Source organism: Maricaulis maris (assembly GCF_036322705.1).
Lineage (GTDB): Bacteria > Pseudomonadota > Alphaproteobacteria > Caulobacterales > Maricaulaceae > Maricaulis > Maricaulis maris_B.
Window position 1 is genome coordinate 2,326,878 of the sequence record NZ_AP027270.1, and the last position, 25,588, is coordinate 2,352,465.

Annotated in this window: 26 protein-coding genes and 2 riboswitches; of the genes, 14 read left to right on the forward strand and 12 right to left on the reverse strand. The window is 64.8% G+C overall.

The genetic code is table 11. The annotated features are described in order from the left end of the window. The first annotated feature begins 15 nt into the window (after positions 1-15). The 11 genes from AAA969_RS11025 to AAA969_RS11075 all read left to right on the forward strand — a co-directional run bounded on the left by AAA969_RS11025 (position 16) and on the right by AAA969_RS11075 (position 10,314). Positions 16-558 (forward strand): DUF721 domain-containing protein, encoded by a 543-nt coding sequence (locus tag AAA969_RS11025; RefSeq protein ID WP_338246112.1) that lies wholly within the window; start codon positions 16-18, stop codon positions 556-558. A 22-nt stretch (positions 559-580) separates the two neighbouring features. Beyond that, on the forward strand, positions 581-1,372 hold the full coding sequence (locus tag AAA969_RS11030) for a thioredoxin domain-containing protein (RefSeq protein ID WP_338246113.1): 792 nt from the start codon (positions 581-583) through the stop codon (positions 1,370-1,372). Positions 1,373-1,380: 8 nt separating this feature from the next. Continuing rightward, the gene (locus AAA969_RS11035) at positions 1,381-2,139 is read left to right on the forward strand and encodes a thioredoxin domain-containing protein (RefSeq protein ID WP_338246114.1); all 759 of its coding nucleotides are present in this window, start codon (positions 1,381-1,383) and stop codon (positions 2,137-2,139) included. Positions 2,140-2,240: 101 nt separating this feature from the next. Then, entirely contained in the window at positions 2,241-5,687 is a 3,447-nt protein-coding gene (gene smc, locus AAA969_RS11040) for a chromosome segregation protein SMC (protein WP_338246115.1), read from the forward strand. 123 nt (positions 5,688-5,810) lie between these two features. Beyond that, on the forward strand, positions 5,811-6,140 hold the full coding sequence (locus AAA969_RS11045; RefSeq protein WP_338246116.1) for an AtpZ/AtpI family protein: 330 nt from the start codon (positions 5,811-5,813) through the stop codon (positions 6,138-6,140). A gap of 55 nt (positions 6,141-6,195) precedes the next feature. After that, positions 6,196-6,972: a F0F1 ATP synthase subunit A gene (locus tag AAA969_RS11050; RefSeq protein WP_338246117.1), complete on the forward strand. Its 777-nt coding sequence runs from the start codon at positions 6,196-6,198 to the stop codon at positions 6,970-6,972. Positions 6,973-7,028: 56 nt separating this feature from the next. Further along, complete coding sequence (locus AAA969_RS11055) at positions 7,029-7,253, forward strand: F0F1 ATP synthase subunit C (protein ID WP_047159410.1); 225 nt, start codon at positions 7,029-7,031, stop codon at positions 7,251-7,253. A gap of 73 nt (positions 7,254-7,326) precedes the next feature. Further along, entirely contained in the window at positions 7,327-7,902 is a 576-nt protein-coding gene (locus AAA969_RS11060; protein WP_338246118.1) for a F0F1 ATP synthase subunit B', read from the forward strand. After that, positions 7,899-8,453 carry a F0F1 ATP synthase subunit B gene (locus tag AAA969_RS11065; protein ID WP_338246119.1) on the forward strand — a complete coding sequence of 185 codons (555 nt, stop codon included), beginning with the start codon at positions 7,899-7,901 and terminating at the stop codon, positions 8,451-8,453. Before AAA969_RS11060 ends, AAA969_RS11065 begins: the two co-directional genes overlap by 4 nt. Before the next feature lie 200 nt (positions 8,454-8,653). Continuing rightward, positions 8,654-9,013, forward strand: coding sequence for a helix-turn-helix domain-containing protein (locus AAA969_RS11070; protein ID WP_338246120.1), 360 nt, complete (start codon positions 8,654-8,656; stop codon positions 9,011-9,013). Further along, positions 9,010-10,314: a type II toxin-antitoxin system HipA family toxin gene (locus tag AAA969_RS11075; RefSeq protein WP_338246121.1), complete on the forward strand. Its 1,305-nt coding sequence runs from the start codon at positions 9,010-9,012 to the stop codon at positions 10,312-10,314. The genes AAA969_RS11070 and AAA969_RS11075 overlap by 4 nt, the downstream gene beginning before the upstream one ends. A gap of 11 nt (positions 10,315-10,325) precedes the next feature. Here the strand turns inward: AAA969_RS11075 and AAA969_RS11080 are convergent, their stop codons facing one another. The 8 genes from AAA969_RS11080 to AAA969_RS11115 all read right to left on the reverse strand — a co-directional run bounded on the left by AAA969_RS11080 (position 10,326) and on the right by AAA969_RS11115 (position 18,600). Next, positions 10,326-10,634 (reverse strand): hypothetical protein, encoded by a 309-nt coding sequence (locus AAA969_RS11080; RefSeq protein WP_338246122.1) that lies wholly within the window; start codon positions 10,632-10,634, stop codon positions 10,326-10,328. A gap of 323 nt (positions 10,635-10,957) precedes the next feature. Beyond that, the gene (gene gcvPB / locus AAA969_RS11085; protein WP_425325001.1) at positions 10,958-12,547 is read right to left on the reverse strand and encodes an aminomethyl-transferring glycine dehydrogenase subunit GcvPB; all 1,590 of its coding nucleotides are present in this window, start codon (positions 12,545-12,547) and stop codon (positions 10,958-10,960) included. Between the two features lies 1 nt (position 12,548). Next, positions 12,549-13,892 carry an aminomethyl-transferring glycine dehydrogenase subunit GcvPA gene (gene gcvPA / locus AAA969_RS11090; RefSeq protein ID WP_338246124.1) on the reverse strand — a complete coding sequence of 448 codons (1,344 nt, stop codon included), beginning with the start codon at positions 13,890-13,892 and terminating at the stop codon, positions 12,549-12,551. Between the two features lie 13 nt (positions 13,893-13,905). After that, positions 13,906-14,271 carry a glycine cleavage system protein GcvH gene (gcvH, locus tag AAA969_RS11095; protein WP_338246125.1) on the reverse strand — a complete coding sequence of 122 codons (366 nt, stop codon included), beginning with the start codon at positions 14,269-14,271 and terminating at the stop codon, positions 13,906-13,908. Between the two features lie 35 nt (positions 14,272-14,306). After that, positions 14,307-15,404: a glycine cleavage system aminomethyltransferase GcvT gene (gcvT, locus tag AAA969_RS11100; protein WP_338246126.1), complete on the reverse strand. Its 1,098-nt coding sequence runs from the start codon at positions 15,402-15,404 to the stop codon at positions 14,307-14,309. A 62-nt stretch (positions 15,405-15,466) separates the two neighbouring features. Beyond that, positions 15,467-15,581, reverse strand: a riboswitch (glycine riboswitch). A 3-nt stretch (positions 15,582-15,584) separates the two neighbouring features. Further along, positions 15,585-15,674, reverse strand: a riboswitch (glycine riboswitch). Positions 15,675-15,773: 99 nt separating this feature from the next. Then, positions 15,774-16,160, reverse strand: coding sequence for a hypothetical protein (locus AAA969_RS11105; RefSeq protein WP_338246127.1), 387 nt, complete (start codon positions 16,158-16,160; stop codon positions 15,774-15,776). Between the two features lie 75 nt (positions 16,161-16,235). Continuing rightward, entirely contained in the window at positions 16,236-18,002 is a 1,767-nt protein-coding gene (argS, locus tag AAA969_RS11110) for an arginine--tRNA ligase (RefSeq protein WP_338246128.1), read from the reverse strand. 4 nt (positions 18,003-18,006) lie between these two features. Beyond that, positions 18,007-18,600 (reverse strand): hypothetical protein, encoded by a 594-nt coding sequence (locus tag AAA969_RS11115; RefSeq protein WP_338246129.1) that lies wholly within the window; start codon positions 18,598-18,600, stop codon positions 18,007-18,009. Between the two features lie 113 nt (positions 18,601-18,713). Here AAA969_RS11115 and ispH point away from each other — a divergent pair, with 113 nt between their 5' ends. Genes ispH through rnhA form a run of 3 tightly spaced genes read left to right on the forward strand, consistent with a single transcriptional unit; the run spans position 18,714 to position 20,542 of the window. Further along, positions 18,714-19,670 carry a 4-hydroxy-3-methylbut-2-enyl diphosphate reductase gene (gene ispH, locus AAA969_RS11120; protein ID WP_338246130.1) on the forward strand — a complete coding sequence of 319 codons (957 nt, stop codon included), beginning with the start codon at positions 18,714-18,716 and terminating at the stop codon, positions 19,668-19,670. A gap of 12 nt (positions 19,671-19,682) precedes the next feature. After that, a complete protein-coding gene (locus AAA969_RS11125; RefSeq protein WP_338246131.1) occupies positions 19,683-20,102 on the forward strand; it encodes a DUF1801 domain-containing protein in 420 nt (139 codons plus the stop codon). Next, entirely contained in the window at positions 20,099-20,542 is a 444-nt protein-coding gene (gene rnhA, locus AAA969_RS11130) for a ribonuclease HI (protein ID WP_338246132.1), read from the forward strand. The genes AAA969_RS11125 and rnhA overlap by 4 nt, the downstream gene beginning before the upstream one ends. Here rnhA and AAA969_RS11135 read toward each other — a convergent pair. The 4 genes from AAA969_RS11135 to AAA969_RS11150 form a co-directional block, all read right to left on the reverse strand. After that, positions 20,539-23,478 carry an ATP-binding protein gene (locus tag AAA969_RS11135; RefSeq protein WP_338246133.1) on the reverse strand — a complete coding sequence of 980 codons (2,940 nt, stop codon included), beginning with the start codon at positions 23,476-23,478 and terminating at the stop codon, positions 20,539-20,541. The two genes, rnhA and AAA969_RS11135, sit on opposite strands and share 4 nt — an antisense overlap. A gap of 191 nt (positions 23,479-23,669) precedes the next feature. Next, complete coding sequence (locus AAA969_RS11140; protein ID WP_338246134.1) at positions 23,670-24,017, reverse strand: energy transducer TonB; 348 nt, start codon at positions 24,015-24,017, stop codon at positions 23,670-23,672. A gap of 138 nt (positions 24,018-24,155) precedes the next feature. Then, the gene (locus AAA969_RS11145; RefSeq protein ID WP_338246135.1) at positions 24,156-24,620 is read right to left on the reverse strand and encodes an NfeD family protein; all 465 of its coding nucleotides are present in this window, start codon (positions 24,618-24,620) and stop codon (positions 24,156-24,158) included. 26 nt (positions 24,621-24,646) lie between these two features. Continuing rightward, positions 24,647-25,585, reverse strand: coding sequence for an SPFH domain-containing protein (locus tag AAA969_RS11150; protein ID WP_338246136.1), 939 nt, complete (start codon positions 25,583-25,585; stop codon positions 24,647-24,649). Positions 25,586-25,588 lie beyond the last annotated feature (3 nt).

Below are 25,588 nucleotides of genomic sequence, written 5' to 3' on the forward strand. Positions count from 1 at the left end.
AGCGAAACTCAGAGGATGATCCGCAAACCGCCTCCGTCAATGCTGGAACAGGCTGCCAGCGACTTCATCCGCAGTCGCCGGGGTCGCCCGGCGGCCAGGCCGCAACCCTCCGCAGCGCGAGCGGTGGAACGGGTGCTGCGGCCACTGGCCCGGCGCTTCGGCGTCGGAGTCGAGCAATTGCGGGAGCACTGGACCGAGATCGTCGGTGAACGCCTTGCCAAGTGGAGCGAGCCGGAGACAATCCAGCGTGCCGGCGGGATCAATACGCTGGTCGTCCGCGCCCAGGGCGCGGCCGGCGCGATCCTGCAAGCCGAGTCCGGCCGCATCCTGGAACGGGTCCGGACCTTTGCCGGTGATCGGGCGCCGACCCGCCTGCGCATCCTGCAGGGACAGGCCCGCAAAGCGGCCCCGAAATCCGAAACAGCCGATCAAGCGCTTGTGAACCCGATGAATTCCGCGTCACAAGTGAGCGAAGGGGTAGAGCAAACCCCCGAGGCCCGTCTACAATCAGCTCTCAACCGTTTTGAACAATCGGTCAAAGCCCGCCAGGGATCGTGACTGTCTGCCAGGGGAACCCCATATGAGCCTGACCCGACGCCTTTTCTCCACCGCGGCGCTGACCGCTGTCTTGGCCGTGTCCGCCTGTGGCGGCAGCGATGCGCCCGGTGGCGGCCAGTCGACCTATGAGCGCTCCGGCGATCGCGGCCTGGGTAGCGCCAACGCCCCGGTCACGATGATCGAATACGCCTCGGTCGCCTGCGGCCATTGCGCGACCTTCCACAATGAAGTCTTTCCGATGCTGGAGAGCGAGTACATCGAGACCGGCAAGGTCCGCTTTGTCCTGCGCGAGATGATCACCGGTTCGGCGCAATTCGCGATCGCCGGCTTCTCGCTCGCCCATTGCGTGCCGGAAGAGCGCTATTACGACATGGTCAGCCTGTTGTTCCAACAGCAGAACGCGATCTTCCAGGCCGCACAGACGCAAGGCAGCGCCCGCAGCCAGTATCTCGCCATTGCCCGCTCGATGGGCATGAGCGAAGCCGACTTCACCCAGTGCCTGTCCGACGAGAGCATCACCCAGGACATCCTGGACTCGAATGATCGCGCCGGCGAGGAAGGCATCACTGGCACGCCGCGCTTCATCTTCAATGGCGAGCTGCTCGATTCGCGCCGGGCACCGGGCGAGTCCGCCTACACCTATTTCCTCGGCACCCGCCAGCTGCTCATCAATGGTGAGCCGGTTCCGGCTCGCTCGGACGCCGACACCTTCCGCCTGATCCTTGACCACCTGGTCGCCGAAGCGTCCGGCACACCGGCCGCCCCGGCCATCGATGGTGCCGATGCCGGCGCAACCGAAGCCACCGAAGAGTAGACCTGTCCATGTCCATTCTGCGTACCCTGTCATCCCTGTCCCTGCTGGCAGCCGCTTTTGCGCTGCCGGCGATGGCTGAAGCCCAGCTGGCCGAGGGCGCTGCCGATCTGCGCCCGACCGACCGGGTGACAGGCAATGCCGACGCCGACCTTCTGGTCATTGAATACGCCTCCTTCGCCTGCCCCCATTGCGCCAGCTTCCAGGCGGACGTCTGGCCGATGATCCGGTCGGAATTCGTGGACACCGGGCTGATCCGCTACTCCATCCGTCCGATGCTGACGTCGCCGCCGCAGATTGCCGGGGCCGGGGTCATCCTCAGCGAGTGTGTGCCGGATGCGCGCTATTTCGACGCCGTCGATCTGCTGTTTGCCGAACAGGCGACCATTTTCCAGACCGCGCGCGATGGCGGCGATGTCCTCGCCGTCTATAACCGCATCGCCGAGGCGACGGGCGGCTCGGCCGAAAGCCTGCTGGCCTGCTTCCAGGACCCGGCCGCCAATGAACAGGTCAATGCCCTGGCGATTGCGGCCTCGGAAGACGGCATCAGCTCGACCCCGAGCTTCATCATCGCCGGCGACCTCCTGTCGATCGGTCATCCCGGTGATGGCGAGGCCGGTCACGACCACGCGGCAGCCGGTCCGACCGTCTTCATGCATGGTGGCGAGGCGCTCCTGATTGACGGTGAAACCGTGCCCGGACGTTTGGACGAAGACTCTTTCCGCCGAATCATTCTTCACTTCCTCGACGAGTCCGGTTCGGCCAACTAGGCAAGGCTTCACGCCAGCGCCGCAATTGGATGCCAGACTGCATTTCGACGCCGGCCCGGAAATGACCCCGGGCGGGCCATGTGCGCCGCGAGGGAGACCGGGTGAAGTTCACACAGCTGAGGCTGGCCGGATTCAAATCATTCGTCGATCCGACGGAATTACGGATTGATCCGGGCCTTACAGGCGTGATCGGACCCAACGGTTGCGGCAAGTCGAATCTGCTTGAAGCCCTGCGCTGGGTGATGGGCGCGACCTCTGCCAAATCGCTGCGTGGCGACGGCATGGAAGACGTGATCTTCGCCGGGACCGACGTCCGCCCCGCGCGAAATTTTGCCGAGGTCGTCCTCACCGTCGACAATGCCGACAAGCTGGCCCCGGCCCGTTTCAACGATGCCGATGTGCTGGATGTCACGCGCCGGATCACCCGTGGCGCCGGCTCGGCCTACAAGATCAATGGTGAGGAAGTCCGTGCCAAGGACGTCCAGCTTCTCTTCATGGATGCAGGAACCGGCGCCAACTCGCCCGCCCTCGTCCGCCAGGGCCAGATCTCCGAACTGATCGCCTCCAAGCCGCAGAACCGTCGCCGCGTACTCGAGGAAGCCGCCGGCGTCTCCGGCCTGCGCGCGCGCCGTCACGAAGCCGAACTGCGGCTGAAGGGGACCGAGAGCAATCTCGACCGATTGCAGGAAGTGATCGACGAGATCACTGCCCGTCACGGCTCGCTGCAGCGCCAGGCGCGCCAGGCCTCGCGCTATCGCAAGCTGTCAGCCTCCATCCGCGCCCTGGAAGCCGCCGTCTGGCTCAATCGCTGGCGCGAGGCCGCCAGCGCGGTGGAGACTGCCGAGGCTGCGCTCACCGAGAAGCGCACGGCGACCGAGGATGCGAGCCTGGCCGCGGCCGAGGCGCGCACCAAGGCCGAGATCCTCGCCGCATCCCGCGAACCGGCCCGCCAGGCCGAGGCCGAAGCGGCCGCGGCGCTGCGCCTGCTCGAGCGCGAACGCGATCGCCTGCAGCGCGATGCCGAGGACGTTCAGCGCAGTATTCACGGCCTGGAGCGCCGTCTCGACGATCTCGCCAATGCCGCTCGCCGCGAGACCGATATCGCCGAAGACGCCCGCACCAGTCGCGCCGATGCCGAAGCTCAGATCGCCCGGCTCGACGAGGAGACCGGTCGCGAACAGTCCGCGCTGGATGCTGCCGAGGCCCGCTGCCAGGAGGCGGAAACTGCGCGCCAGTCCGCCGAAGAGGAGCTTGATGCGCGGGCCGGCGAGGCTGCCGACAAGCGCGCCGCCATCGATACCGCCCGTCGCGATCTCGCCCGGCATGAAGCGCGCCTTGCCCAGATTGATCGCGAGATGGAAGGCGCCCGGGCCGAGCTCGACCGGGTCAGCGCCTCGACCGCACTTGCCGATCTGGCCACCGCCGAGACCGAGGCCAGCGAGGCCGACACCGCCCTCATTGCTGCCCGCGCCACACTGGAAACGGCTGAAACTGCACGCCAGTCAGCAGCCCAGATCCTCGAAACCGCCGCCGATGCCTGGCGTAATGCGTCGGCAGAGCGCGACACCCTGACCCGCGAAGCCCAGGCGCTGGAGCGCCTGCTCGCGGGATCCCAGGCCGAGACCCTGTCACCCGCCATCGAGGCGGTCCGCGCGCGCCCCGGCTATGAGCACGCGCTTGCGGCCGCGCTTGGCGACGATCTTGAGGCGTCGCTGGATGCCGGCGCGGCGCGCCATTGGGCGCTCACCACCTGTCATGCTGACACCCTGCCCGGCGGCTGTGTGCCGCTGTCCGATCACGTCCAGGCGCCGCCGGCGCTGAAAGCCCGGCTCGACGCGGTCGGTGTGATCAAGGCCGACAAGGCGGTGGACGCGGCCGCCAAGCTCAAGCCCGGCCAGCGTCTGGTCACCCGCGAGGGCGATCTGTGGCGCTGGGACGGGCTCGTTGCCCGCGCCGATGCGCCCTCGGCCGCCGTCGCCCGGCTGGAACAGAAAAACCGCCTCGACGCGATCCGGGCCGAACTGGACGAGACCCTCGCCGGTCATGACGTCGCCCGCGATGCCGAGGCGGCGGCGCGAGAATCGGCCCGCCAGACCCGTGAGGCCGAAGCCGAGGCGCGCGCGGTCATCGGCCCGGCCGAACGCCGGGCGCGCGAAACCATGGCCCGGATATCCGATCTGCGCGAGAGCGCGGCGAAGGATGCCGCCCGGGCGACCGCCCTGCAGGAGCGCCTCGATCGTCTGGCCGCCGAGCAGAGCGATAACCGAACCGCCATTGACCAGGCGCGGGCGCTTCTGGTGGAAGCCGAAACCGCCGAGGGCGACACCGACGCGCTGGACATGGCCCGCGACGCGGCGGACGCAGCTCGCAGCGCCGCAGCAGATGCCCGGGCAGCCCTGGAAAGCCTCAAGCGCGAGCGCGAGCAGCGCCGTCAGCGCCGCATGGGCTTCAAGCGCGACCATGACGCCTGGGCCGAGCGCTGCAAGTCGGCAGAGGCCCGGCTGGAAGAGATCGCCACCCAGCGCAGCGAGGCCGAGACCCGACTGGATGCGGCCCGCGCCCGGCCGGAAGTCATCGAGGACCAGCTGTTCGAGCTTGCCAGCAAGCTGCGGAAAGCCGAGGCAACCGCCGAGGAAGCCCGGCAGGCGGCTTCCAGCAATGAAGGCCAGGTCAAGGAAGCCGATAGCGCGGCCCGCCAGGCCGAGGCTGCGGCCTCGGCGGCTCGCGAGGGCCGGGCGGCTGCCGAGGCGACCCTCAATGCCGCCCGCGAACGGCTGCTTGAAACCACTGAGCGCCTGCAGGATGCAACGGGTGAGGCACCGGGCACGCTGAGCTCGCGCTTTGACGAGGACGAGATGTCCGAGCTGACACCGGCCGAGCTGGAGCGCCGCCTCGACGAGGCCCGGCAATCACGCGAACGCTTGGGCGCCGTCAATCTGCGCGCCGATGACGAGGCCGAGGAATTGTCCGCCAAGATGGAGGAGATGACCCGCGAGCGCGACGAGCTGCTCGAGGCCATCGCCCGCTTGCGCAAGGCTGTCGACGAACTCTCCCGCGAGGGCCGGACGCGGCTTCTGGAAGCCTTCGACATCGTCAACAACCACTTCCAGACCCTGTTCGAGACGCTGTTCGAGGGCGGCCATGCCGAGCTGCGCCTGACCGAGCATGACGACCCGCTGGAAGCCGGGCTGGAAATCTTCGCCTGCCCGCCGGGCAAGAAGCTCGACAACATGGCCCTGATGTCCGGCGGCGAGCAGGCCCTGACAGCCTCGGCCCTGATCTTCGCCGTCTTCCTGTCCAATCCGGCGCCGGTCTGCGTGCTGGACGAGGTCGATGCGCCGCTCGATGACGCCAATGTCGATCGCTATTGCCGCATGCTCAAGGAAATGCGCCGCCTGACCGAGACCCGTTTCCTGGTCATCACCCACAACGCCCTGACCATGTCGCGCATGGACCGTCTCTATGGTGTGACCATGGCCGAACGCGGCGTTTCCCAGCTGGTCTCGGTCGACCTTGTGGGCGCCGAACAGCTGATTGCCGCGGAATAGCCCATACCAACTTATTTTTCAGGGACTTACCACAGGCGCACCCTTGCTTGACTTGGCGGGGGGCCGTGGATAGTGTGCGCGCGCCTGTGGGGGGCTCTTCTTCCATAGGCAGACCGGTCCAAAATGTCAGGCGAAGACGAAAGCCCACGCAAGAAATCCCGTGCCGATCTGGACGAGCTGCAGCTGCGCATTGATGCGAAGCGCGCGAGACACCAGGAACCTTCGGCTGACACGACCTCGGGCTCTGCCTGGTCGTTGGGAATGCGCTACGGCTCGGAATTTTTCGGCGGCGTCTTGGTTGGCGGTGTGATGGGCTTTGTGCTCGACGCGCTCGCCGGAATCAGTCCTTTCGGGCTGATCATCGGTACGTTGCTGGGTTTTGCGGCGGGCACCCTGAATGTGGTGCGGGCCGCGCGAGAGATAAGTTCGGGGCAAGACGGCGACGACGCCTGATCTGCTTCACGGGTTCAAACGGCGCTTGCGCCGCAAGACATGAAAGAGGCCGGGCGTGGCAGACACCAACCCGATCAAACAGTTTGAGATCCACGAAGTCTTCCCGTTCGAGGCTTTCGGTCTGAATCTGGCATTCACCAACTCCAGCTTCTTCATGATGCTGACGACGGTGCTGACCGTGATCCTGTTCACGGTTGCCATGTCGAGCCGTGCGCTGGTCCCGAACCGCGCCCAGTCGGTGGCCGAGATCATCTATGGCTTCGTCGCCGACATGGTCCGGTCGACCGCCGGTCAGGACGGGCTGCGCTTCTTCCCGTTCGTGTTCACGCTCTTCATCTTCATCCTGGTCGCCAACATGCTCGGCATGTTCCCCTACTTCCCGGCGCCGGGTGCCCACTCCTTCACCATTACAAGCCATCTGATCGTCACCGTGGCCCTGGCCATGATGGTCTGGCTGACCGTCATTGTTTATGGCGTGTTCAAGAATGGCTTCGGCTTCCTGCGGCTGTTCGTGCCGTCCGGTGTGCCGGTCTTCATCCTGCCTTTCGTGACGCTGATCGAGATCATCTCCTTCGTCTCGCGTCCGATCAGCCACTCGGTGCGTCTGTTCGCCAACATGCTGGCTGGCCACATCCTGCTGAAAGTCTTCGCCGGCTTCATCGTGATGCTGGCGGGTGGTCTGGGCGCGGCGGGCTATGTGGTCGGCATCCTGCCGTTCGCCATGACGCTGGGCCTGACGGCGCTCGAGTTCCTGGTCGCCTTCCTGCAGGCCTACGTGTTTGCGATCCTGACCTGCATCTACCTTTCCGACGCCCTGCACCCGGGTCACTGATCCGCAGGCGTCCTAACGAGTAAAACCTGATACAGCCCCCTCAAAGGAGTTTTGATATGGAAGACATGGGCAAATACATCGGCGCTGGCCTCGCTTGCCTCGGCATGCTTGGCGCTGCAATCGGCGTTGGCAACATCTTTGGTTCCTTCCTGCAGGGTGCCATGCGCAACCCGTCGGCTGCCCAGTCGCAGTTCGGCAACCTGATCTTCGGCTTCGCCGTGACCGAAGCGCTGGGCATCTTCTCGCTGCTCGTCGCTCTGATCCTGCTGTTCGTCGTCTGATTTTGGATCGTGGCCGCGTCACCGGACGCGGCCGCTCTCCTTCGCTCCACCTGATTAGAGGAGCCGGCGTCCCATGACGCACGCACCGCATTCAGAAGTGGCCAACTACGCTGCCGAAGCTGCTGCAGAGCATGCCGAGAGCGGCGTATTCCCGCCCTTCGACCCGACCTATTTTGCGTCCCAGCTCTTCTGGCTGGCGATTGCCTTCGTGATTTTGTACGTCGCGCTGGATCGCTTCATTCTGCCGAAGATCAAGACGACGATCGAGGATCGCCGCGACCGTATCGCGGACGACCTGGACGCTGCCGCCCAGGCCAAGGCTGATGCCGAGGCCGCTGGCGAAGCGTATGAGAAATCCCTCGCCGACGCCCGCGCCAAAGCTCATGGCATTGCCGCCAAGACGCGCCAGGCGCTCGACGCGGAGATCGCCAAGGAAACAGCTGGCGTTGAAGCCGAGCTGTCCGCCAAGCAGGGCGCCGCCGAAGCGGCAATCCGCAAGGCCAAGGACAAGGCGTTTGCCGAAGTCCGCGGCATTGCGGCGACCGCGACGGTTGACCTTGTCTCGGCGCTTGTTGGTGTTGACGTCACCGAGGGCGATGCCGGCAAGTCCGTCGACGCCCGCATCAAGGCGAAGGAAGCGCAAGCATGATCACCCTCCTCGCTGAAGAAACCGGACACGGCGAAGGCGGAAGCCTGATGGACTGGCTCGCGGCCCAGCCGGCTGACCCGTCCTTCTACACCTTCCTGGCGCTGATCGTCTTCTTCGCCCTGCTTCTGCGCATGGGCGTTCACAAGACGCTGGCCAAGACGCTGGACGACCGTGCTGACGCGATCTCCTCGGAGCTCGAGGAAGCCAAGCGCCTGCGTGAGGACGCCGCCGAGATGCTCGCCTCCTACCAGCGCAAGCAGCGCGAGGCGGAAGTCGAAGCCGAGGCGATCATTGCCCAGGCCAAGGTCGAGGCGAAGTCGCTGAAGGCGGAAGCCCGCAAGGAAATGACGGAGCGTCTGGAACGCCGCACCGCCATGGCCGAGCAGCGCATCGCCCAGGCCGAAGCCCAGGCTGCCGCGGAAGTCAAAGCCGCTGCTGCCGAGCTGGCCATCCAGGCGGCCGAGGACATCCTCAAGACCCAGCTCAAGAAGACGGACCTCAACAAGCTCGTCGATGCCGACATCAAGTCAGTGGGTGAGCGCCTGAACTAGGCCGGCCCCGACACCCGAATGCGAGAAAGCCCGTGGCGTTTGTCACGGGCTTTTTTCTTGGGCAATTTTTATTAAAGGGACACATACGGCCGATTATACGCTTTTATACACATAAGAGGACACATACGGCCGATTTGACAGATCAATTAACATGACATATCTGTCCGATAAATGCGAGATTGTCGGATAAACGGACGATTATGGCCGATTACAAATCAAATGACCTCCTGCCGATCGAGTCCCTGCTGGACCAGATCGGCGCGCGCATCGAACGCTATCGCATTGCCCGCCGCATCAAGCAGGAAGACCTGGCCGAACGGGCCGGGATATCCAGCCGCACGCTGCGGCGTCTCGAGGCGGGCGGCAACGGCACACTGGATACGGTCGCGCGGGTGCTGCGGGCGCTGGATATAGAGGACCGGCTGCTAGCCCTCGTGCCGGACGCGACCCTCAGCCCGCTCGATCCGCGCAGCGACGGCAAACAGCCCCGCCAACGTGTCCGCGACAGCGCCCCCGTGCCAGACCGCCCTTGGCAATGGGGCGATGAGGACGCGACATGACGCGCGCCGACGTCATCCTGTGGGGTCGCCGGATCGGTGCCGCCCTGTGGGACGACCGCCGCGATATCGGCGCGTTTGAATACGTGCCGGAATTCACCCGCTCCGGGATCGAGCCCGCCCCGCTCGTCATGCCCTTGCGTCCCGGCGTGTTCGAATTCCCCGACCTGCCGCGCGGCACCTTCAAGGGCCTGCCGGGCCTTCTCGCCGACAGCCTGCCGGACAAGTTCGGCAATCTTCTGATCAATCGCTGGCTCGCCGAACAGGGCCGCGAGCCGAGCAGTTTCAACCCGGTCGAACGGCTCTGTTATACCGGCCGTCGCGGCATGGGCGCGCTGGAATTCGAACCCTCGACCCGGACCGCAAGCCAAGGCCCGGACCGGGCCGTGGACATCAGCGGCCTGGTCGACCTCGCGGACCGGATCGTCAAGGACCGGCTGGAACTGAAAGGCCGGCTGACCGGCACGGATGACCAGCTCGCCCTGGAAGACATCCTGCGGGTGGGCACTTCGGCTGGCGGGGCCCGCGCCAAGGCGGTGCTGGCCTGGAACCCGGCCACAGGGGAGTTCCGCTCGGGCCAGCTCGACCTGTCGGCCGGCTTTGAGCCCTGGCTGCTGAAATTCGACGGGGTCAGCGAGAATGCCGACAAGGAGATCGCCGATCCGCTCGGCTATGGCCGACTGGAATATGCCTGCCACCTCATGGCCCGTGAGGCGGGGGTCAGCATGGCCGATTGCCGCCTGCACGAGGAAGGCGGCCGCGCCCATTTCATGACCCGCCGCTTCGATCGCACGCCAACCGGCGCCAAGCTGCACATGCAGACGCTCGCCGCCCTGCGTCATTTCGATTTCAACCAGCCGCGCGCCTATAGCTATGAACAGGCCATCGAGACCATCCGCCGGCTCGGACTCGGCCACCCGGCCCGCGAGGAGATGGTCCGGCGCGCCTTGCTCAACATTGTCATCCGCAACCAGGATGACCATGTGAAGAATATCGCCTTCCTGATGGACAAGGCCGGGACCTGGTCGCTCGCCCCGGCCTATGACGTGGTCCACGCCTATAACCCGTCCGGCGCCTGGACCTCGCAGCACCAGATGTCGCTGTCCGGCAAGACAGATGGGTTCGTACTGGACGATCTGATCCGCTTCGGCCGCTTTGCCGACATCAAGCCGGCGCGCCTGAAGGCGATGCTGGGCGATATCCTGGCCGCCGCCGGAAACTGGTCGCACCATGTCTCGCAGGCCGGCGTACCAGATCGGCTGGCCGCTACGGCGCAGTCATTTTTCAGATTGGACTGGCACTGACATTGATCCGCTTATTCGGCCGCCGTGTCGGCGTCTTTCTCACCGAAGGCCCAGCGGACGCGCTTCCACAGCCACGGCACCTTGCGCAGGAGATCGGTGATCTTGGCGTGCAGGGTCTTGGAGGCGCCGGCGACGAGGATCAGTCCGGCGAGGCCCACGAAGGCCCCGATCGGGACCAGGGGAAAGGGCGTCAGGATGGCGACGGGAACCGAGATCAGCATCAGCAACAGTCCGATGATGATGCACACGCCCCGGATGATCAGCACAACAAAGGCACCGATCGGGTGGCTCTTCGCCCATCCGTTGAGGCTTTCATTCATCGCCGCGACCATCTCCAACCCCGTCCATCAGGGGCGCTCCTCCGATATGGGGCGCGCAGACGAACAGACAACACTAAACCCGTAAACATCACCCGAATGCGAGACAAAAGCGCCGAAATTCAGGCGGCGTAACCAGTCGACTGCAGTCTGTTGTATCCGGGCACCGGTTTTTGCGGCCCCGTGCCCCTGCAGCGTATTCGCGGTCCTCACCTGGTGGCTTTCAGCAACACCCGGTCCGGACGCGAGCGGCCGGAATAAAATAAGAGTGCGCATCATGCCGTCCGGGACCGGTCAGGAACCGGCCCCGGATCAGCGTGATGTCACTATTCCGCCGCTTCGACGGTCTCGACCGGCGGGGTCCAGCGCAGAACCGGCTGGCGCGCCGCACGAGTCTCGTCGAGCCGCGTGGTCGGCGCGTGGACGGGGGCCGCGAGGAAGCGGTCCTTGTCGCCAGCCTTGGCGGCCAGCGCGAGCGCTTCGAGCACCTCGATAAAGCGATCAAGACCGCTCATCGATTCGGTCTCGGTCGGCTCGATCAGCATGGCACCGTGAACGACCAGCGGGAAATACATGGTCATCGGGTGATAGCCCTCGTCGATCATCGCCTTGGCGAAATCGAGCGTGGTCACGCCGGTGTCCTTGAGGAAGCGGTCATCAAACAGCGCCTCGTGCATGCAGGTGCCGTCATAGGCCGTCGTCATGACGTGCTTGAGACGGGCCTGGATGTAGTTGGCGTTGAGCACGGCATCCTCGGCGACCTGGCGCAGACCGTCCGAACCATGGCTCATCATGTAGGTGAGCGCGCGGGTGAACATGCCCATCTGGCCATGGAAGGCTGCCATGCGACCGAAGGGATCGCCCTCGGCATCGTCCATGTTCTCAACGAGGTCCCAGCCACCCTTCTCGGTCTGCACGACGTAGGGAACCGGGGCGTGCGGCGCGAGCGCCTCGGACAGGACCGTCGGACCGGAACCGGGGCCACCACCGCCATGCGGGGTGGAGAAGGTCTTGTGCAGGTTGATGTGCATGGCGTCGACGCCGAGATCGCCCGGGCGGACCCGGCCGACAATGGCGTTGAAATTGGCGCCGTCGCAGTAGAAATAGCCGCCCGCTTCGTGGATCAGGTCGGCGATCTCGCGGATATCCCGCTCGAACAGGCCACACGTGTTGGGATTGGTCAGCATGATGCCGGCGACATCATCACCGAGCTTGGCCTTAAAGGCCTCCATGTCGACGCGGCCGGTCTTGTCGGCCGGGATCTCGTCGACCGTGAAGCCACACTGCACGGCGGTTGCCGGATTGGTACCGTGGGCGCTTTCCGGAACGAGGACACGGCGACGGCCGGTCTCGCCGTCGGCATCGAGCTTGGCGCGGATCGCCATCATGCCGCAGAACTCGCCATGCGCACCGGCTTTCGGCGACATCGCCACGGCCGGCATGTTGGTCAGCGTCATCAGCCAGTGAGCCAGTTCACCCATCAGCTGGTAGGCGCCCTGAACGGTCGCGACCGGCTGCAGCGGGTGCACATCGGCGAAGCCCGGAAGGCGGGCCATTTTCTCGTTGAGACGCGGATTGTGCTTCATCGTGCACGAACCGAGCGGGTAGAGACCCAGATCGATCGCGTAATTCTTGCGCGACAGACGCACGTAATGGCGCATGGTCTCCGGTTCGGCGAGGCCGGGCAGACCGATTTCGGCCTTGCGCTCAAGCCCGCCAAGACGGGTTGCGCTGCCTTTGGGCTCCGGCAGGTCAACCCCGCAGCGATCCAGACCGCCGCGCTCGAAGATCAGTGGTTCGGCCTGGTCCAGACCGCGGCTGCCGGAGATGGTGTCGGCATAACCACCGGTCGCCATGTTGTCGGCGGCGATGGTCGCGGCCATGCGGGTCGGACGTCCTTGTGTGTTCATGCCCATCTTACAGCACTCCAGCCAGAGCTTTCGCGAAGACGGCGATGTCTTCCGGCGTATTGGTTTCGGTCGCGGCGACGATCAGATAATTCTCGAAGCGCCCCGGATAGAGGCGGCTGGCGGGGACACCGCCCAGCACGCCGACCTTGGCGAGATCGTCGACCACATCCGCCGCCGGACGCGACAGCAGCAGGGTGAACTCGTTGAAGAAGGTCTCGTTGACGATCTCGACACCCGGCACACCCGACAGCGCGTCGGCCAGCTCGCAGGCGGTCTCGTGGTTGAGACGGGCCAGCGTGGTCAGCCCCTTCTCGCCCAGCAGCGTCATGTGGATGGTCCAGGCCAGCGCACACAGACCGGAATTGGTGCAGATGTTCGAGGTCGCCTTGTCGCGGCGGATATGCTGCTCGCGGGTCGACAGGGTCAGCACGAAACCGCGGCGACCGTCGGCATCGACGGTTTCCCCGGCCAGGCGGCCCGGCATCTGGCGGATGAAGCGGCGATCATCCTTGCAGGCGAACAGGCCGACATAGGGACCACCGAAGTTGAGGCCAACGCCGATCGACTGGCCCTCACCGACGGCAATGTCGGCACCCATGTGACCGGGTGCCTCGACCAGGCCGAGCGAGACCGCTTCCGTGAAGACAGCAATGACCAGGGCGCCCTTCTCGTGGGCAATCCGCGAGACTTCGCGCAGATCATGCAGGCGGCCGAAAATGTCCGGCGTCTGGATGACCACGCAGGAGGTGGTGTCGTCGATCTCGGCGATCACGGCGTCCAGATCGGCGGGCGCTGCATCGGTGACGGTGATCTCGACGTCGGAATACTTGGCCAGCGTCCTCGACGCCTCGACATAATGCGGGTGAACCGAACCGGCCATGACGGCCTTGTTCCGGCGCGTGACGCGGGCTGCCATCATGACCGCCTCGGCGCAGGCCGTGGAGCCGTCATACATGGAGGCATTGGCCACATCCATGCCGGTCAGGAGCGCCACCTGGGTCTGGAATTCAAACAGGGTCTGCAAGGTCCCCTGCGAGATCTCCGGCTGGTAGGGCGTATAGGCGGTCAGGAATTCCGAGCGCTGGATCAAATGATCCACGGTCGCCGGGACGTGGTGCTTGTAAGCGCCCGCCCCCACAAAGAACGGCGCATGGCTGGCGGCGATATTGCGCGAGGCCATGGCCGACAGGGTGCGTTCGACCTGCAGCTCGGTCTGCCGGGTCGGCAGATCGATCAGGCCATCCAGCCGCGCCGCTTCCGGCACATCGGTGAACAGGTCATCGATGGAGGCCACGCCGATCGCATCGAGCATGGCCTTCCGGTCAGTATCTGTGTGGGGGAGGTATCGCATCAGGTCTCGCCTTTTATGCGGTGTGGGCGTTATAGGCGGCTTCGTCCATCAGGCCGTCGAGCTGGGACGCGTCGGAGAGCTTGATCTTGACGAACCAGCCGGCGCCGGACGGGTCTTCATTGACGGTGGCCGGCTCGCCTTCGAGGGCGTCATTGATGGCGGTGATCTCGCCATCGACCGGGGCATAGACTTCCGAGGCGGCCTTGACCGACTCGACGACAGCGAACTCGTCGCCCTTGCTCACGGCCTTGCCGACTTCCGGCAGTTCGACGAAGACGACATCGCCGAGCTGGTTGGCGGCGAAGCCGGTAATGCCGACCGTGGCGATGTCGCCATCGACGGTGATCCACTCATGGTCTTCGGTGTAGCGTGTGGTCATGGGTTTTCTCCTGCCCCTGGAAAGGATATCGGGCTTCAGCCCCGATAGAAATTCGCCGGAACGAACGGCAATTTGGTGATGGTGGCGACGCGCGGCTTGCCGCGCACGAGGATGTCGACCTCGGTGCCCGGCGCCATGAAATCGCGATTCACATAGCCCATCGCCACCGGACCATTCACGGTCGGACCGAAGCCGCCGGAGGTCACGATGCCGATGATATTGCCGGACTTGTCGGCGATCTCGGCGCCTTCGCGGGCCGGAGCGCCGGTGAGCGTCAGGCCGACCCGCTTCTGGCAGGTCTTCTCTTCGATCTGCTTGGCGATCACGTCGGCACCGGGGAAGTCGGCGCGCTCGCGTCGTGACTTGGCCAGGGCCCAGATCAGGGAGGCCTCAACCGCCGTGCGGTTTTCGTCCATGTCATGACCATAAAGGCAGAGACCGGCCTCCAGGCGCAGGCTGTCGCGGGCGCCCAGGCCGATGGCCTCGACCTCGTTCTGCGCCAGCAGGAGGCGCGCAATACGCTCGGCATCGGCCTCGGGAATGGAAATCTCGAACCCGTCCTCGCCGGTATAGCCGGAGCGCGAGATCAGAACCTCAGTGCCGTCCAGCGTGAACTCGCCGCATTGCATGAAGACCATCTTGCAGGCGTCCGGGCAGAGCCGGGCCATGACGTCCTTGGCCGCCGGCCCCTGCAGCGCCAGCAGCGCGCGCTCGGGGATGCGGGTCAGTGTGCCCTTGCCGGCCGTCGCGGCCTCGATATGGGCGAAATCAGCGTCCTTGGTAGCCGCATTGACGACCAGATAGACACCCTCGCCGTCCGGGCGCGAGACCATCAGGTCGTCGCGAATGCCGCCGCGCTCATTGGGAAGGAGGGTGTATTTCTGCTCGCCGGCGCCGATCTCGGAGAGGTCACAGGTCAGCAGCGCTTCGAGCGCGCCCTCATCGCCGACATAGCGCGCCTGGCCCATGTGGGAGACGTCGAACAGGCCGGCCTGCTCGCGGCAATGCTTGTGCTCGCCCATGATGCCGAGCGGATACTGGACCGGCATGTCATAGCCGGCGAACGGCACCATCTTGCCGCCAAGCTCGACATGGAGGGCGTGAAGCGGGGTCTTGTGAAGCGTTTCGGTCATGTCGGGTCCTTGCAAGGGTGCGATCCTGCAAACCCCTTAAAGGCTTGCAAGCTGATCGCCCCCGCTGTCCCGAGAACCTGAGAGATTCCGTGCGAGCCGTCATGTCCCCCGATCGGGACCAGCCGCACTTGCTCCGTCGGTGGGGCAAGAGACTGATCCCTCACCCACTTTCCAGCGTTTTACTCGTCCGCGGTCCCTTGGCCTGAGCGTTTCCGGGGCGGTTGCGCCTTCGGCGCCGGCATATTCGCCGGTCTCTCCCGCGGGGAGATAGGTCCCGTTTCGCCCGGTTTCATGCGGGTTTCACGATTGAGCCGGACTGTATGATTCCGCGGCCCGGAGTCAATGTCGCGCGACCGTGAAATCGCGATTTTACTCGCTTGGATAGGCCAGCGAGACACAGCCTGTGAGCGCCGTCTGGAGATAGGAGGTGAATTGCGCCTGGATGGCGGGATCCATCGCCCCGGCCTCGCTGGCCGCCGCATCCCGCGCCGCTTCCCAGTCCTCGATCATCCCCTGCTCGCGGATGGCGCCCTGCGAGCCCAGCGCGAAGGCCCGATAAACGGCCGGACTGGTCTGCTCGCGCAGGCTGTCATCAAAGCAGACGCAGAACGCGGTATAATCGTCGGGCTCACCGCCGCCATAGCCGACCTGCTGGATCCGGCAGGCCTGCTGCATCCAGACCGAATGCTGTTCCGGATCGTTCGAGAACTCGGTCGACGAAACGGCAAGAACACTGGCGATAAGGCTGGCAATCATGGCGGGGCTCCTCGGTCTGCGAATCGAGATTAGCGGAAGCCGAGCCTTTTGCCCTCCCCCGAACAGGGGACAGCCCTACATCCGCTCTGGTGCCTCGAGCCCGACGAGGTGCAGACACAGTTCAAGCTGCTTCAGGGTCGCTTGCGCCAGCGCCAAGCGGGAGGCTTTCACGGCGTCGTCCTCGGCGACCAGGACCGGGCAGGCCGCGTAGAATTTGGAGAAGGCCTGGGCGAGCGTGAAAGCGTGGTCACAGATCGCGTTGGGCGCCCGGTTCTCGACCGCATGGTCGAGCGCGGCACCGAAGGCGTCGAGACAGAGCACGAGATCGCGCTCCTCGGTTGCCTCGACAAGGATCTTGCCCGGCTTTACCCCGGCCTCTTCGGCCCGGCGCATGAGCGATTTCACGCGCACGGCGGCATAGAGGAGATAAGGACCGGTCTTGCCTTCAAAGCTGGTGAAACGGTCCAGGTCGAAGACGTAGTTCGTGGTCCGGTAATTCTGCAGATCAGCGAACTTGATCGCCGCCAGGCCGACCATGCGGGCGACGCGGTCATGCTCGTCAGCGCCGACATCGGCGGCGAGACCCGCCTCCTTGAGGCGTTCATCGGCGCGCTCGATGGCGCTGGAGATCAGGTCGGCGAGACGGAAGGTACCACCATCGCGGGTGCGCAGGCGCTTGCCGTCCTTGCCGTTGACGGTGCCGAATTTCACATGCTCCAGCGCGCCCTCGGCCGCCAGGCCGGCCTTCTCGGCAGCGCGGAAGACTTGTTCGAAATGGTCCGACTGCGCCAGATCGACGACATAGAGCGTCAGATCCGGGCCGACCGACTGCTTGCGGTCGAGAATGGTGGCCAGATCCGTCGTGCCATAGAGCGAGGCCCCGCCCGACGTCACCAGGATCAGCGGGGCCAGCTCCTTCTTGTCGCCCTCGCGGGCCACACGCACGACCCAGGCACCCTCGCTCTGCTCGGCGACGCCGCGCGCCTTGAAGTCCTCGACCAGACCGGGAATGAGCGGATCGACATCGCTCTCACCCTTCCACAGGTCAAAATGCACCCCCAGCGCCCCGAAATCGCGTTTCAGCGCGGCGACCGAGACCTCGATGAAGTGACGCAGCAGGGCCCGATAGCCGGCGCGGCCGGCTTGCAGCTCGGCCGTTGCGGCGCGCGACAGCTCGAGGCGGGCCGGATCGGCCTTGGCCTTGCCGGAGGCCTGCGGGTATAGGCGCGCCAGATCCTCGATATCGACCGGCGGCTCCGACGGATAGTCGCCTTTGTGGTCGGCATCGAAATAGACGAGACCCGGCTGTTCCTCGCGCAATTCGGTGATCAGATGGCCCATCTGCAGGCCCCAGTCGCCAAGATGGATATCGGAGACCACCGTGTCGCCACGGAAGCGGAAGAGCCGCTGCAGGCTGTCACCCAGGACCGAGGACCGCAGGTGTCCGACATGCATCGGCTTGGCGACATTCGGCCCGCCGAAATCGATCATCACCGTCTTCGGGGCGTCCGTGACCGGTGCGCCGGCACGGTCATCGGCCGCGATCTCGGCGGCGCGCTCGGCATAGAGATACTCGGCCGGACGCAGATTGATGAAGCCGGGGCCGGCGATCTCGGCCGCGCCGATCTGCGGCAGACCGTGCAGGCTCTCGATCAGCTTGGTCGCCAGCTCGCGCGGATTGGTCTTCGCCTGCTTGGCCGCCGGCATGGCACCATTGCACTGGAAGGGGAAGACTTCCGGATTCTGCTTGGACGGGGTCACACGGCCCAGTTCGCGCGGAAGCTCGAGGGAAGCAAACGCGTCGCCCAGCACAGTGCTGAGCTGATCGGCAATCGAGGGCATGTGTCTAGTCCTGGCCGGCTGCCACGCGGAAACGCTGGCCGGAGCGGTTGAAGGCGATCTGTTCCGGCGTCAGCTCAAAGCCGACGAGGATCTCGAAATTGACGCCCGAGGTTCCCTCATTGGCGCGCGGGATGGAGATCGCGTCGATGGTCTCGGTCAGGAAGACGCGATCCTGGTCAGGCGCAAAGCGCACGCGGATCGGGTAGACCTCCTTGGCCATCACGGCCATGTCGCGGCGGGTGACGGCGACGAAATACTCATAGGTCCGCTCACTGCCCTCGGCGGCCGGGCCGCGGCCAAAGCCGAAATCGATTTCCAGATTGGCAAGGATCGGGCGCTCGCCGTAATAGCTGCACAGCGAGCGCACAGCCAGCACCTCACCGGTGAAGCCGATATTCTCGTAGGCGACTTCGCCGGCGCGCAGCTCGACAAGACGGTGCGCGTCATACAACGACATGGCGGACGGGCACGGGCCGATATTGGGGACCGGGTCCGCAAACACTTGCTGCACGCTCTGGCAGGAGGACAGCAGACCGGCCAGGGCGGCGACAGCGGCAAGAGAGCGCACGGATTTGAACGACGCGGATTTGAACGACATTGTGTACTACCTGTCCTGGAAACAGACCCGGCCGCTGGCTTGGGACCGGGCTCTTTGTTAGGACGGTCATACGATGGAGATGCCGCTTCCGCAACGCCATCGCTGAAGGAGAGATGAGCGTGACTGCCACCCCCCGCCCCCCGCTGACCATCCTGCGCGCTGCACCGCGCGGTTTCTGCGCCGGTGTCGACCGGGCCATCCAGATTGTCGAGCGCGCGATCGAGCGCTTCGGTGCGCCGGTCTATGTCCGCCACGAGATCGTCCACAACCGGCACGTGGTGGAGCGTCTGGAAGCGCTCGGCGCGGTCTTTGTCGAGGAACTCGATGAGTGTCCGACCGACCGCCCGGTGGTGTTCTCGGCGCATGGCGTGGCCAAGGCCGTGCCCGCCGAAGCACAACGCCGCGAGATGATCTATGTCGACGCCACCTGCCCGCTGGTCTCCAAGGTCCATGTCGAGGCAGAGCGTCATTTCGCCAATGGCGACGAGATCATCCTGATCGGCCATGCCGGTCACCCGGAAGTCGTCGGTACGATGGGACAATTGCCGGACGGCGCCATCCGCCTGGTCGAGACGGTCGAGGACGCGGCCCGCTTTGAACCCAAGGATCCGCAACGCATCGCCTTCGTGACCCAGACCACGCTCTCGGTCGATGACACCTCGGCCATCGTCGACGCCCTGCAGGCACGCTTCCCGAACATGAAGTCGCCGCACAAGGAAGACATCTGCTATGCGACCACCAACCGCCAGGCCGCCGTCAAGGCGATGGCGCCGCGCAGCGATGTGGTCTTCGTGATCGGCTCGCCCAACTCATCCAACTCGGTCCGCCTGGTCGAGGTCGCCCAGCGCGCCGGCGCGCCGCATGCCGCCCTCGTCTCCTGCGCAGACGACGTGGACTGGGACAGGCTCGGCCCGATCCGGACCGTCGGCATCACCGCCGGCGCCTCGGCTCCGGAAGACCTGGTCGAGGGCCTCGTTGATGCCTTCCGCGCCCGTTACGAGGTGGCCCTTGAAGATATCCGGGTGACCGACGAAGATGTTGTCTTCAAGCTGCCGCGCATCGTGGCCTAGCCGAGACACAGCATGGCCGCCAACAAGACCCAGCCGACCCCGGTCAGCCCGGCAGACTTCATCGAAACGGTCGAGCATCCGGTCCGCCGCGAGGACGCCCGCACCCTGCTCGCGCTGATGTCGCGGATCACCGGCTGGGAGGCGAAGATGTGGGGGCCGTCCATGATCGGCTTCGGGGAATACCACTATCGCTATGAGAGCGGCCGCGAGGGAGATTTCCTGCGCACCGGCTTCTCTCCGCGCAAGACCAGCATGGTGGTCTACATCCTGCCGGGCTATGCGGACTACAGCGACACGCTGTCCTGGCTCGGCAAGCACAAGCTCGGGAAGTCCTGTCTCTACATCAACAAGCTGGCGGACATCGACCTGTCGGTTCTCGAAGAGCTGATCCGGGCCGGCCTCGACGACATGGAAAAGAAGTACCCGTTGTGAGCACGATCACCATCCACACCGACGGCGCCTGTTCCGGCAATCCGGGCCCGGGCGGCTGGGGCGCCATCCTCGAATGGAACGGGCACCGCAAGGAGCTCAAGGGCGGCGAGCCGGACACGACCAATAACCGGATGGAAATGCTGGCCGCGATCCGCGCCCTCGAAGCAATCCGGAAATCGGATCGCTCGGTCATCCTGATCACCGACAGCGTCTATCTGCGCGACGGGATCACCAAATGGATCCATGGCTGGAAACGGCGTGGCTGGAAAACCGCCGACAAGAAGCCGGTCAAGAATGTCGACCTCTGGCAGGCACTCGAGACGCTGACGGCGCAGCACACGATCGAGTGGCGCTGGGTCAAGGGCCATGCCGGTGATCCGGGTAATGAACGCGCCGACGAGCTGGCCCGCGAAGGCCTTGCCGAAGCGCGCGGCCGCTAGGCCGGAGCTCCGATCACACTGGCCAGCGCCCCGAGGACGGCGTCACGATCGAGCGGCTTGGACAGATAGCCATTCGCCCCGCTGTCGAGATAGCGCGACCGGGCGCCCGATGTCGCATCGGCTGTCACGGCAAAGATCGGCACGGACTGGTAGGGTTTTCCGGATGCACGGACCCGGCGGATGGCCTCCTCACCCGACATGACCGGCATTTGCATATCCATCAGGACGACATCGAACGAGCCTGCGGCGAGCTGGTCGAGCGCGGCCTGCCCGTTCTCCGCCAGGACGACGTCATAGCCGGCGCTGCGGACAAAGGCCGCGGCGACGAGCTGGTTGGTTGCAACATCATCGACGACGAGGACCCGGCCCGCGGCCGATGTCGAGGCAGACGATGCCGGACCCTCTGATTCCGCGCCGGCAGTGGACGCGGCCCGGTCCGCCTTGAACGGGATTTCGAACCAGAAACAGCTGCCCGAGCCAAACTCGCTCTCGACCCCGATCGTGCCACCGGCCATCGCGACAATTTCGCGGCAGATGGCCAGACCGAGCCCGGTGCCGCCATGCTTTCGCGTCGACGAGTCGTCGACCTGGGCGAAGCGCTCGAACACGCGCTCCAGCTGATCGGCCGGGATGCCCGGCCCGGTGTCGGAAACCTCGAACCGGACCCGGTCATCGACGCCGGGCGTGACGCGAACCCCGATCGATCCGCTCTCGGTAAACTTGGTCGCATTACCGACCATGTTGATCAGGACCTGACGGGTCCGCTTCTGATCGCCGACCAGGCGCTCCGGCAAACCCGACGCGCGGTCCAGCGACAGCGTGAGCCCCTTGCCCTCGATGGCCGGCCCCAGAATGGCCTTCACCTCGGACAACAGGTCATCAAGACCAAAGGCATCCTCGCGCAGCTCGACGAGGCCGGATTCGATCTTGGCGATGTCCAGCACATCCTCGATCAGGTCGAGCAGCGCATCGCCCGAGGCCTCGAGGGTATCGACATAACGCGACTGGGTCTCGTCAAGCGATGTCAGGCGCAGCAGTTGCGCCATGCCGAGCACGCCATTGAGCGGCGTGCGGATCTCATGGCTCATATTGGCCAGGAATTGGGACTTCGCCAGGTTGGCTGCCTCGGCCTCCTCGCGGCGTCGATCGAGCTCACGCGCAGTCTCGACATCCGAGGTGATGTCATAGTTGAAGCCGGTCAGGACGGGCGGGGCATCAAGGCGTGTGAGAACCCGCCCGTAGGACCGCAAATGCAGCTCGCGATCATTCCAGGCTCGAAACCTGAATTCCTCGGAAATCTCGCCGAAATCGGCAAAGGCCTTGGCCACACTGCCAAGGACACGCTTGCGATCATCGGGGTGGATGCGGGCCCCGAATTCGGCGACCGATGGCATCTCCCGGTCGAGCGGATAGCCATAAAGCGCCCGGGTCGTCTCGTCCCAATCCACCGATTCCGCGTCCTGACAGTACTCCCAGCCACCGATCGACGAGGTTTCCAGGGTCATGGCGAGACGGGTGGAAACCTCCCGCAGCTTCGCTTCCCGCGCCCGACGCTCGGTGATGTCCTGAAACGAGCCCAGAAGGCGGACAACCGTTCCGTTTTCCGCGACCGGCTTGCCGACGGCGCGCACCCAGCGCCGGTTGCCCTTGGCGGTGATGAAGGGCAATTCGAGATCCCAGCTCGAGCCGCTCTCGATCGAGTGCTCGATGGCCGCGCTGAGTTCCTCGCGCACTTCCGGGGCGTAGAAATCGATCCCCTCTTCAATGCTGGCCACGAAATCCGGCTCGACTTCATGGATTTTCCGCGTGGTCTCATCCCAATCGGCCAGCCCGCTGCCCAGATCGACTTCCCAGCTCCCGATCCGGCCCAGTTCCGTGACCGCTTCCAGCCGGCCCAGAAGCCGGTCCCGCGTGCGGCTCATGCGATAGGCGTAGATCAGGTCACTGATCGATTGCAGCAGGGGCCGGAGACGGTGGATATCCGCTTCCGCATATCCGTCCGGGCGATTGGCGATGCCCAGCATGGCGACGAACTCGCCATGACTGTAAAGGGGCAGACCGGCATAGGTCTTGAGAGGCGGATGGCCTTTCGGCGTGCCTGCCGCGGCCGGATGCCCGGCCGGGCTGTCGGTGAGCACCATTTCCCCGGTCCGGATGGTCTGTCCGAACAGGGTATCGAGATTGCGGAATTCCATGCCCCGGGAAAAGCTGGCCTCGTAGATCTGGCGTGTCTCGTCATCCCAAGCGATATTGGTTATCGCCCAGGTTCTCAGATAGCGCCCGGTGTGATCATCAATGACCTCGCCGATAAAGCCGTACTCACTGCGCGTGAGATCCAGCACGCTCTCGAGTAGCGAGTCAAAAGACACTCGCGTGTCTTCGCTTCGGTCATCGATAAACTGGCTCTGGATATTCGACATTGCCGCCAGAATCCGGTTCGACATCTCCGTCTCATTGCGTCGTGCCCGTTCCGCGATCCGTTCCTCTGCAACCCGCCCCAGGGCGCGCAACTGGGTGAGGTCATGCCCCGACAGGTCCAGAGGCTGGTCGTGGATCACGCACAGCGTGCCGATGGTCTCGCCGCCCGGTTCCCGAAGCGGAATGCCCGCATAGCCGCGGATATTGGGCGGGCCGGTGACCAGGGGATTGTCGGCAAAGCGTGGATCCGCGAGCGCATCGGGAATGAAGAAAACGTCGGGACCGCGAATGGCGTGGTCACAAAAGGCGACATCCCGGGGCGTCTCGGCGGCGGGAATATTGATGTTCGACTTGAACCATTGCCGGTCGGCATCAATCAGCGATACGGCCGCCATCCGTGTCCGTAACAGCGTCGCCGCCAGATCGGTGAGCGAATCGAAGGCTTCTTCAGGCGGTGTATCGAGCAGATCGAGCGAGCGTAGCGCCGTCAGTCGTTGATGTTCGCGTCTACTCGCCATTCCGGAATCCCGCACGGACCGCTCTGCCAGAATGGGCAGGCATCATCCAGGTGACAGAATTCATCGACATGCTTGCAAAGGGTTTAACGCTGCCGTGCCGGATACGCCCATCAAAAAGGCCGCGACGTTTCCGTCGCGGCCTTGAGAGGCGATCAGCCGAAAGGACAGGAAGCGGCTGACCGGCCGGAACGCTAGTCGTTCAGACGGAATTCCAGCTCGCGGGAATGGCCGTCAGTCTGGGCCGAGGCCGGCGCGTAACGCCAGGCTTCGATGGCCGCCAGGGCCGCGCGATCGAAGACACCGGCCGGCGTTGCGTCGACCACTTCGGCATTGACCACATGACCGTCCGCATCAACAGAATACGCAATGCGAACAGTACCTTCGATACCGCGGCGCTCGGCGCCACGCGGGTATTCCGGAGCCACCTGCTCGACGGCTTCGCGCGCCGGGCCGTTGTTTGCGGCGGCGGGTGCGCTCAGGGCAATCGGGGCCATTACGGCAGACAGACAGACAAGGGCGGAGAGGAGTTGTTTTTTCATGGCGCTCACTCAGGCGTTGTTGGTTGCGAATGCGAGTGAGGATCTAGGCGGATCAAATTGCCACGTGATTTCCCGGACCGCTAAAATTTGAACGAACCCTGTCATTAGATATGAGCAGGGTCCGTTCTGATCATTCACCTACGAAGAAACATTCAGCACGACGCCGGTGATGGCCTGGACGGCGAGCGTGGAACCGGCGACGGGATTGGTCCCGTCGGTCGTCTCCGCGGCCCATTCGCTATCGCCATATTTGACCCGGCCACGACCGGACGCGAAGTCGGCGACGACCGTGACCTTCTGGCCGATCATGCGGGCGGAACGATCATTCAGCCCGCTGGCATTGCCCGCCAGCATGGCCGGACGCACCCAGCGGTCGCCGACCCAGAGCAGGACGAAGGACAGGATGGCGAAGACGGCCAGCTGGACCGGCCAGCTCACGCCCAGCACTTCCAGCGCGACGAAGCCGGTCAGGAAGGCGGCCGCGGCGGGCCAGAGCAGCAGGGTCGTGCCGGTGAGCACCTCGGCGATCAGGATCACGCCGGCGATCGCCCACCAGGCCCAGAGATTCATGCGGTCAAAGACCGACAGCAGCATATCCATCATGAGACCTCCTTTTCGACCGTTTTGACCTACGCCTTGCGAGTGGCTTCGGAGACGGCATTGTGGGCCGCCTTGCCCAGCTCACCGACACCCGTGATCGTTGACAGGATGTTGGAGAACTCGGCCGGGATGATGACCGTGCGCTGTTGCTCGCTGGTCGCCAGCTTGCCGAAGGCCTCGATGTATTTCTGGCCGAGGAAGTAGTTGATCGCGGAGACATCACCCTTGGCGATGGCGTCGGAGACCATTTGCGTTGCCCGGGCTTCGGCCTCGGCTTCACGTTCACGGGCTTCAGCGTCGAGGAAGGCACTTTCCTTGCGGCCCTCGGCCTCGCGGATGGCGGCTTCCTTTTCACCTTCGGCGCGCAGGATGGCCGACTGCTTGGCCCCTTCCGCTTCCAGGATCTCGGCGCGCTTCAGGCGCTCGGCCTTCATCTGCCGGGCCATGGCCTCGGTGATATCAACCGGCGGCGACAGGTCGCGGATCTCGATCCGGGTCAGCTTCACGCCCCAGGCATTGGTCGCCGCATCGATCACGCTCAGGAGACGGGCATTGATCTCGTCACGCTTGGACAGCGTCTCGTCGAGATCCATCGAGCCGATCACGGTCCGCACATTGGTCAGCGACAGGTTGATGATGGCGAAGTCGAGATTGTCGACCTCGTAGGCCGCACGCGGCGCATCGAGAACCTGGATGAAGACCACCGCATCCACCGAAACGGTGGCGTTGTCCTTGGTGATCACATTCTGGTTCGGCACGTCGAGCACGCGCTCGCGCATGTTCATCTTGTAGCCGACATTGTCGATGAACGGCACCAGGAAGTGAAGACCGGGTTTGAGGGTCCGCGTGAAGCGCCCGAAGCGCTCGACGGTGAATTCCTTGCCCTGCGGCACTGTCTTGATCACCGAACCGATGACAAACAGCGCCAGGATGAACAGGACGCCAATTCCGATTAATCCGAAGTCCATGCG

Coding starts and splice junctions, on each gene's coding strand:
- AAA969_RS11125 (WP_338246131.1), top strand. CDS start 19,683: ATGGCCGCCAACAAGACCCAGCCGACCCCGGTCAGCCCGGCAGACTTC.
- AAA969_RS11115 (WP_338246129.1), bottom strand. CDS start 18,600: ATGTCGTTCAAATCCGCGTCGTTCAAATCCGTGCGCTCTCTTGCCGCT.
- AAA969_RS11030 (WP_338246113.1), top strand. CDS start 581: ATGAGCCTGACCCGACGCCTTTTCTCCACCGCGGCGCTGACCGCTGTC.
- gcvPB (WP_425325001.1), bottom strand. CDS start 12,547: ATGGGCATGAACACACAAGGACGTCCGACCCGCATGGCCGCGACCATC.
- gcvH (WP_338246125.1), bottom strand. CDS start 14,271: ATGACCACACGCTACACCGAAGACCATGAGTGGATCACCGTCGATGGC.
- AAA969_RS11035 (WP_338246114.1), top strand. CDS start 1,381: ATGTCCATTCTGCGTACCCTGTCATCCCTGTCCCTGCTGGCAGCCGCT.
- ispH (WP_338246130.1), top strand. CDS start 18,714: ATGAGCGTGACTGCCACCCCCCGCCCCCCGCTGACCATCCTGCGCGCT.
- AAA969_RS11150 (WP_338246136.1), bottom strand. CDS start 25,585: ATGGACTTCGGATTAATCGGAATTGGCGTCCTGTTCATCCTGGCGCTG.
- AAA969_RS11140 (WP_338246134.1), bottom strand. CDS start 24,017: ATGAAAAAACAACTCCTCTCCGCCCTTGTCTGTCTGTCTGCCGTAATG.
- AAA969_RS11070 (WP_338246120.1), top strand. CDS start 8,654: ATGGCCGATTACAAATCAAATGACCTCCTGCCGATCGAGTCCCTGCTG.
- AAA969_RS11135 (WP_338246133.1), bottom strand. CDS start 23,478: ATGGCGAGTAGACGCGAACATCAACGACTGACGGCGCTACGCTCGCTC.
- gcvPA (WP_338246124.1), bottom strand. CDS start 13,892: ATGCGATACCTCCCCCACACAGATACTGACCGGAAGGCCATGCTCGAT.
- AAA969_RS11075 (WP_338246121.1), top strand. CDS start 9,010: ATGACGCGCGCCGACGTCATCCTGTGGGGTCGCCGGATCGGTGCCGCC.
- AAA969_RS11145 (WP_338246135.1), bottom strand. CDS start 24,620: ATGATGGATATGCTGCTGTCGGTCTTTGACCGCATGAATCTCTGGGCC.
- AAA969_RS11105 (WP_338246127.1), bottom strand. CDS start 16,160: ATGATTGCCAGCCTTATCGCCAGTGTTCTTGCCGTTTCGTCGACCGAG.
- AAA969_RS11060 (WP_338246118.1), top strand. CDS start 7,327: ATGACGCACGCACCGCATTCAGAAGTGGCCAACTACGCTGCCGAAGCT.
- AAA969_RS11045 (WP_338246116.1), top strand. CDS start 5,811: ATGTCAGGCGAAGACGAAAGCCCACGCAAGAAATCCCGTGCCGATCTG.
- AAA969_RS11055 (WP_047159410.1), top strand. CDS start 7,029: ATGGAAGACATGGGCAAATACATCGGCGCTGGCCTCGCTTGCCTCGGC.
- AAA969_RS11065 (WP_338246119.1), top strand. CDS start 7,899: ATGATCACCCTCCTCGCTGAAGAAACCGGACACGGCGAAGGCGGAAGC.
- gcvT (WP_338246126.1), bottom strand. CDS start 15,404: ATGACCGAAACGCTTCACAAGACCCCGCTTCACGCCCTCCATGTCGAG.
- argS (WP_338246128.1), bottom strand. CDS start 18,002: ATGCCCTCGATTGCCGATCAGCTCAGCACTGTGCTGGGCGACGCGTTT.
- AAA969_RS11080 (WP_338246122.1), bottom strand. CDS start 10,634: ATGAATGAAAGCCTCAACGGATGGGCGAAGAGCCACCCGATCGGTGCC.
- AAA969_RS11025 (WP_338246112.1), top strand. CDS start 16: ATGATCCGCAAACCGCCTCCGTCAATGCTGGAACAGGCTGCCAGCGAC.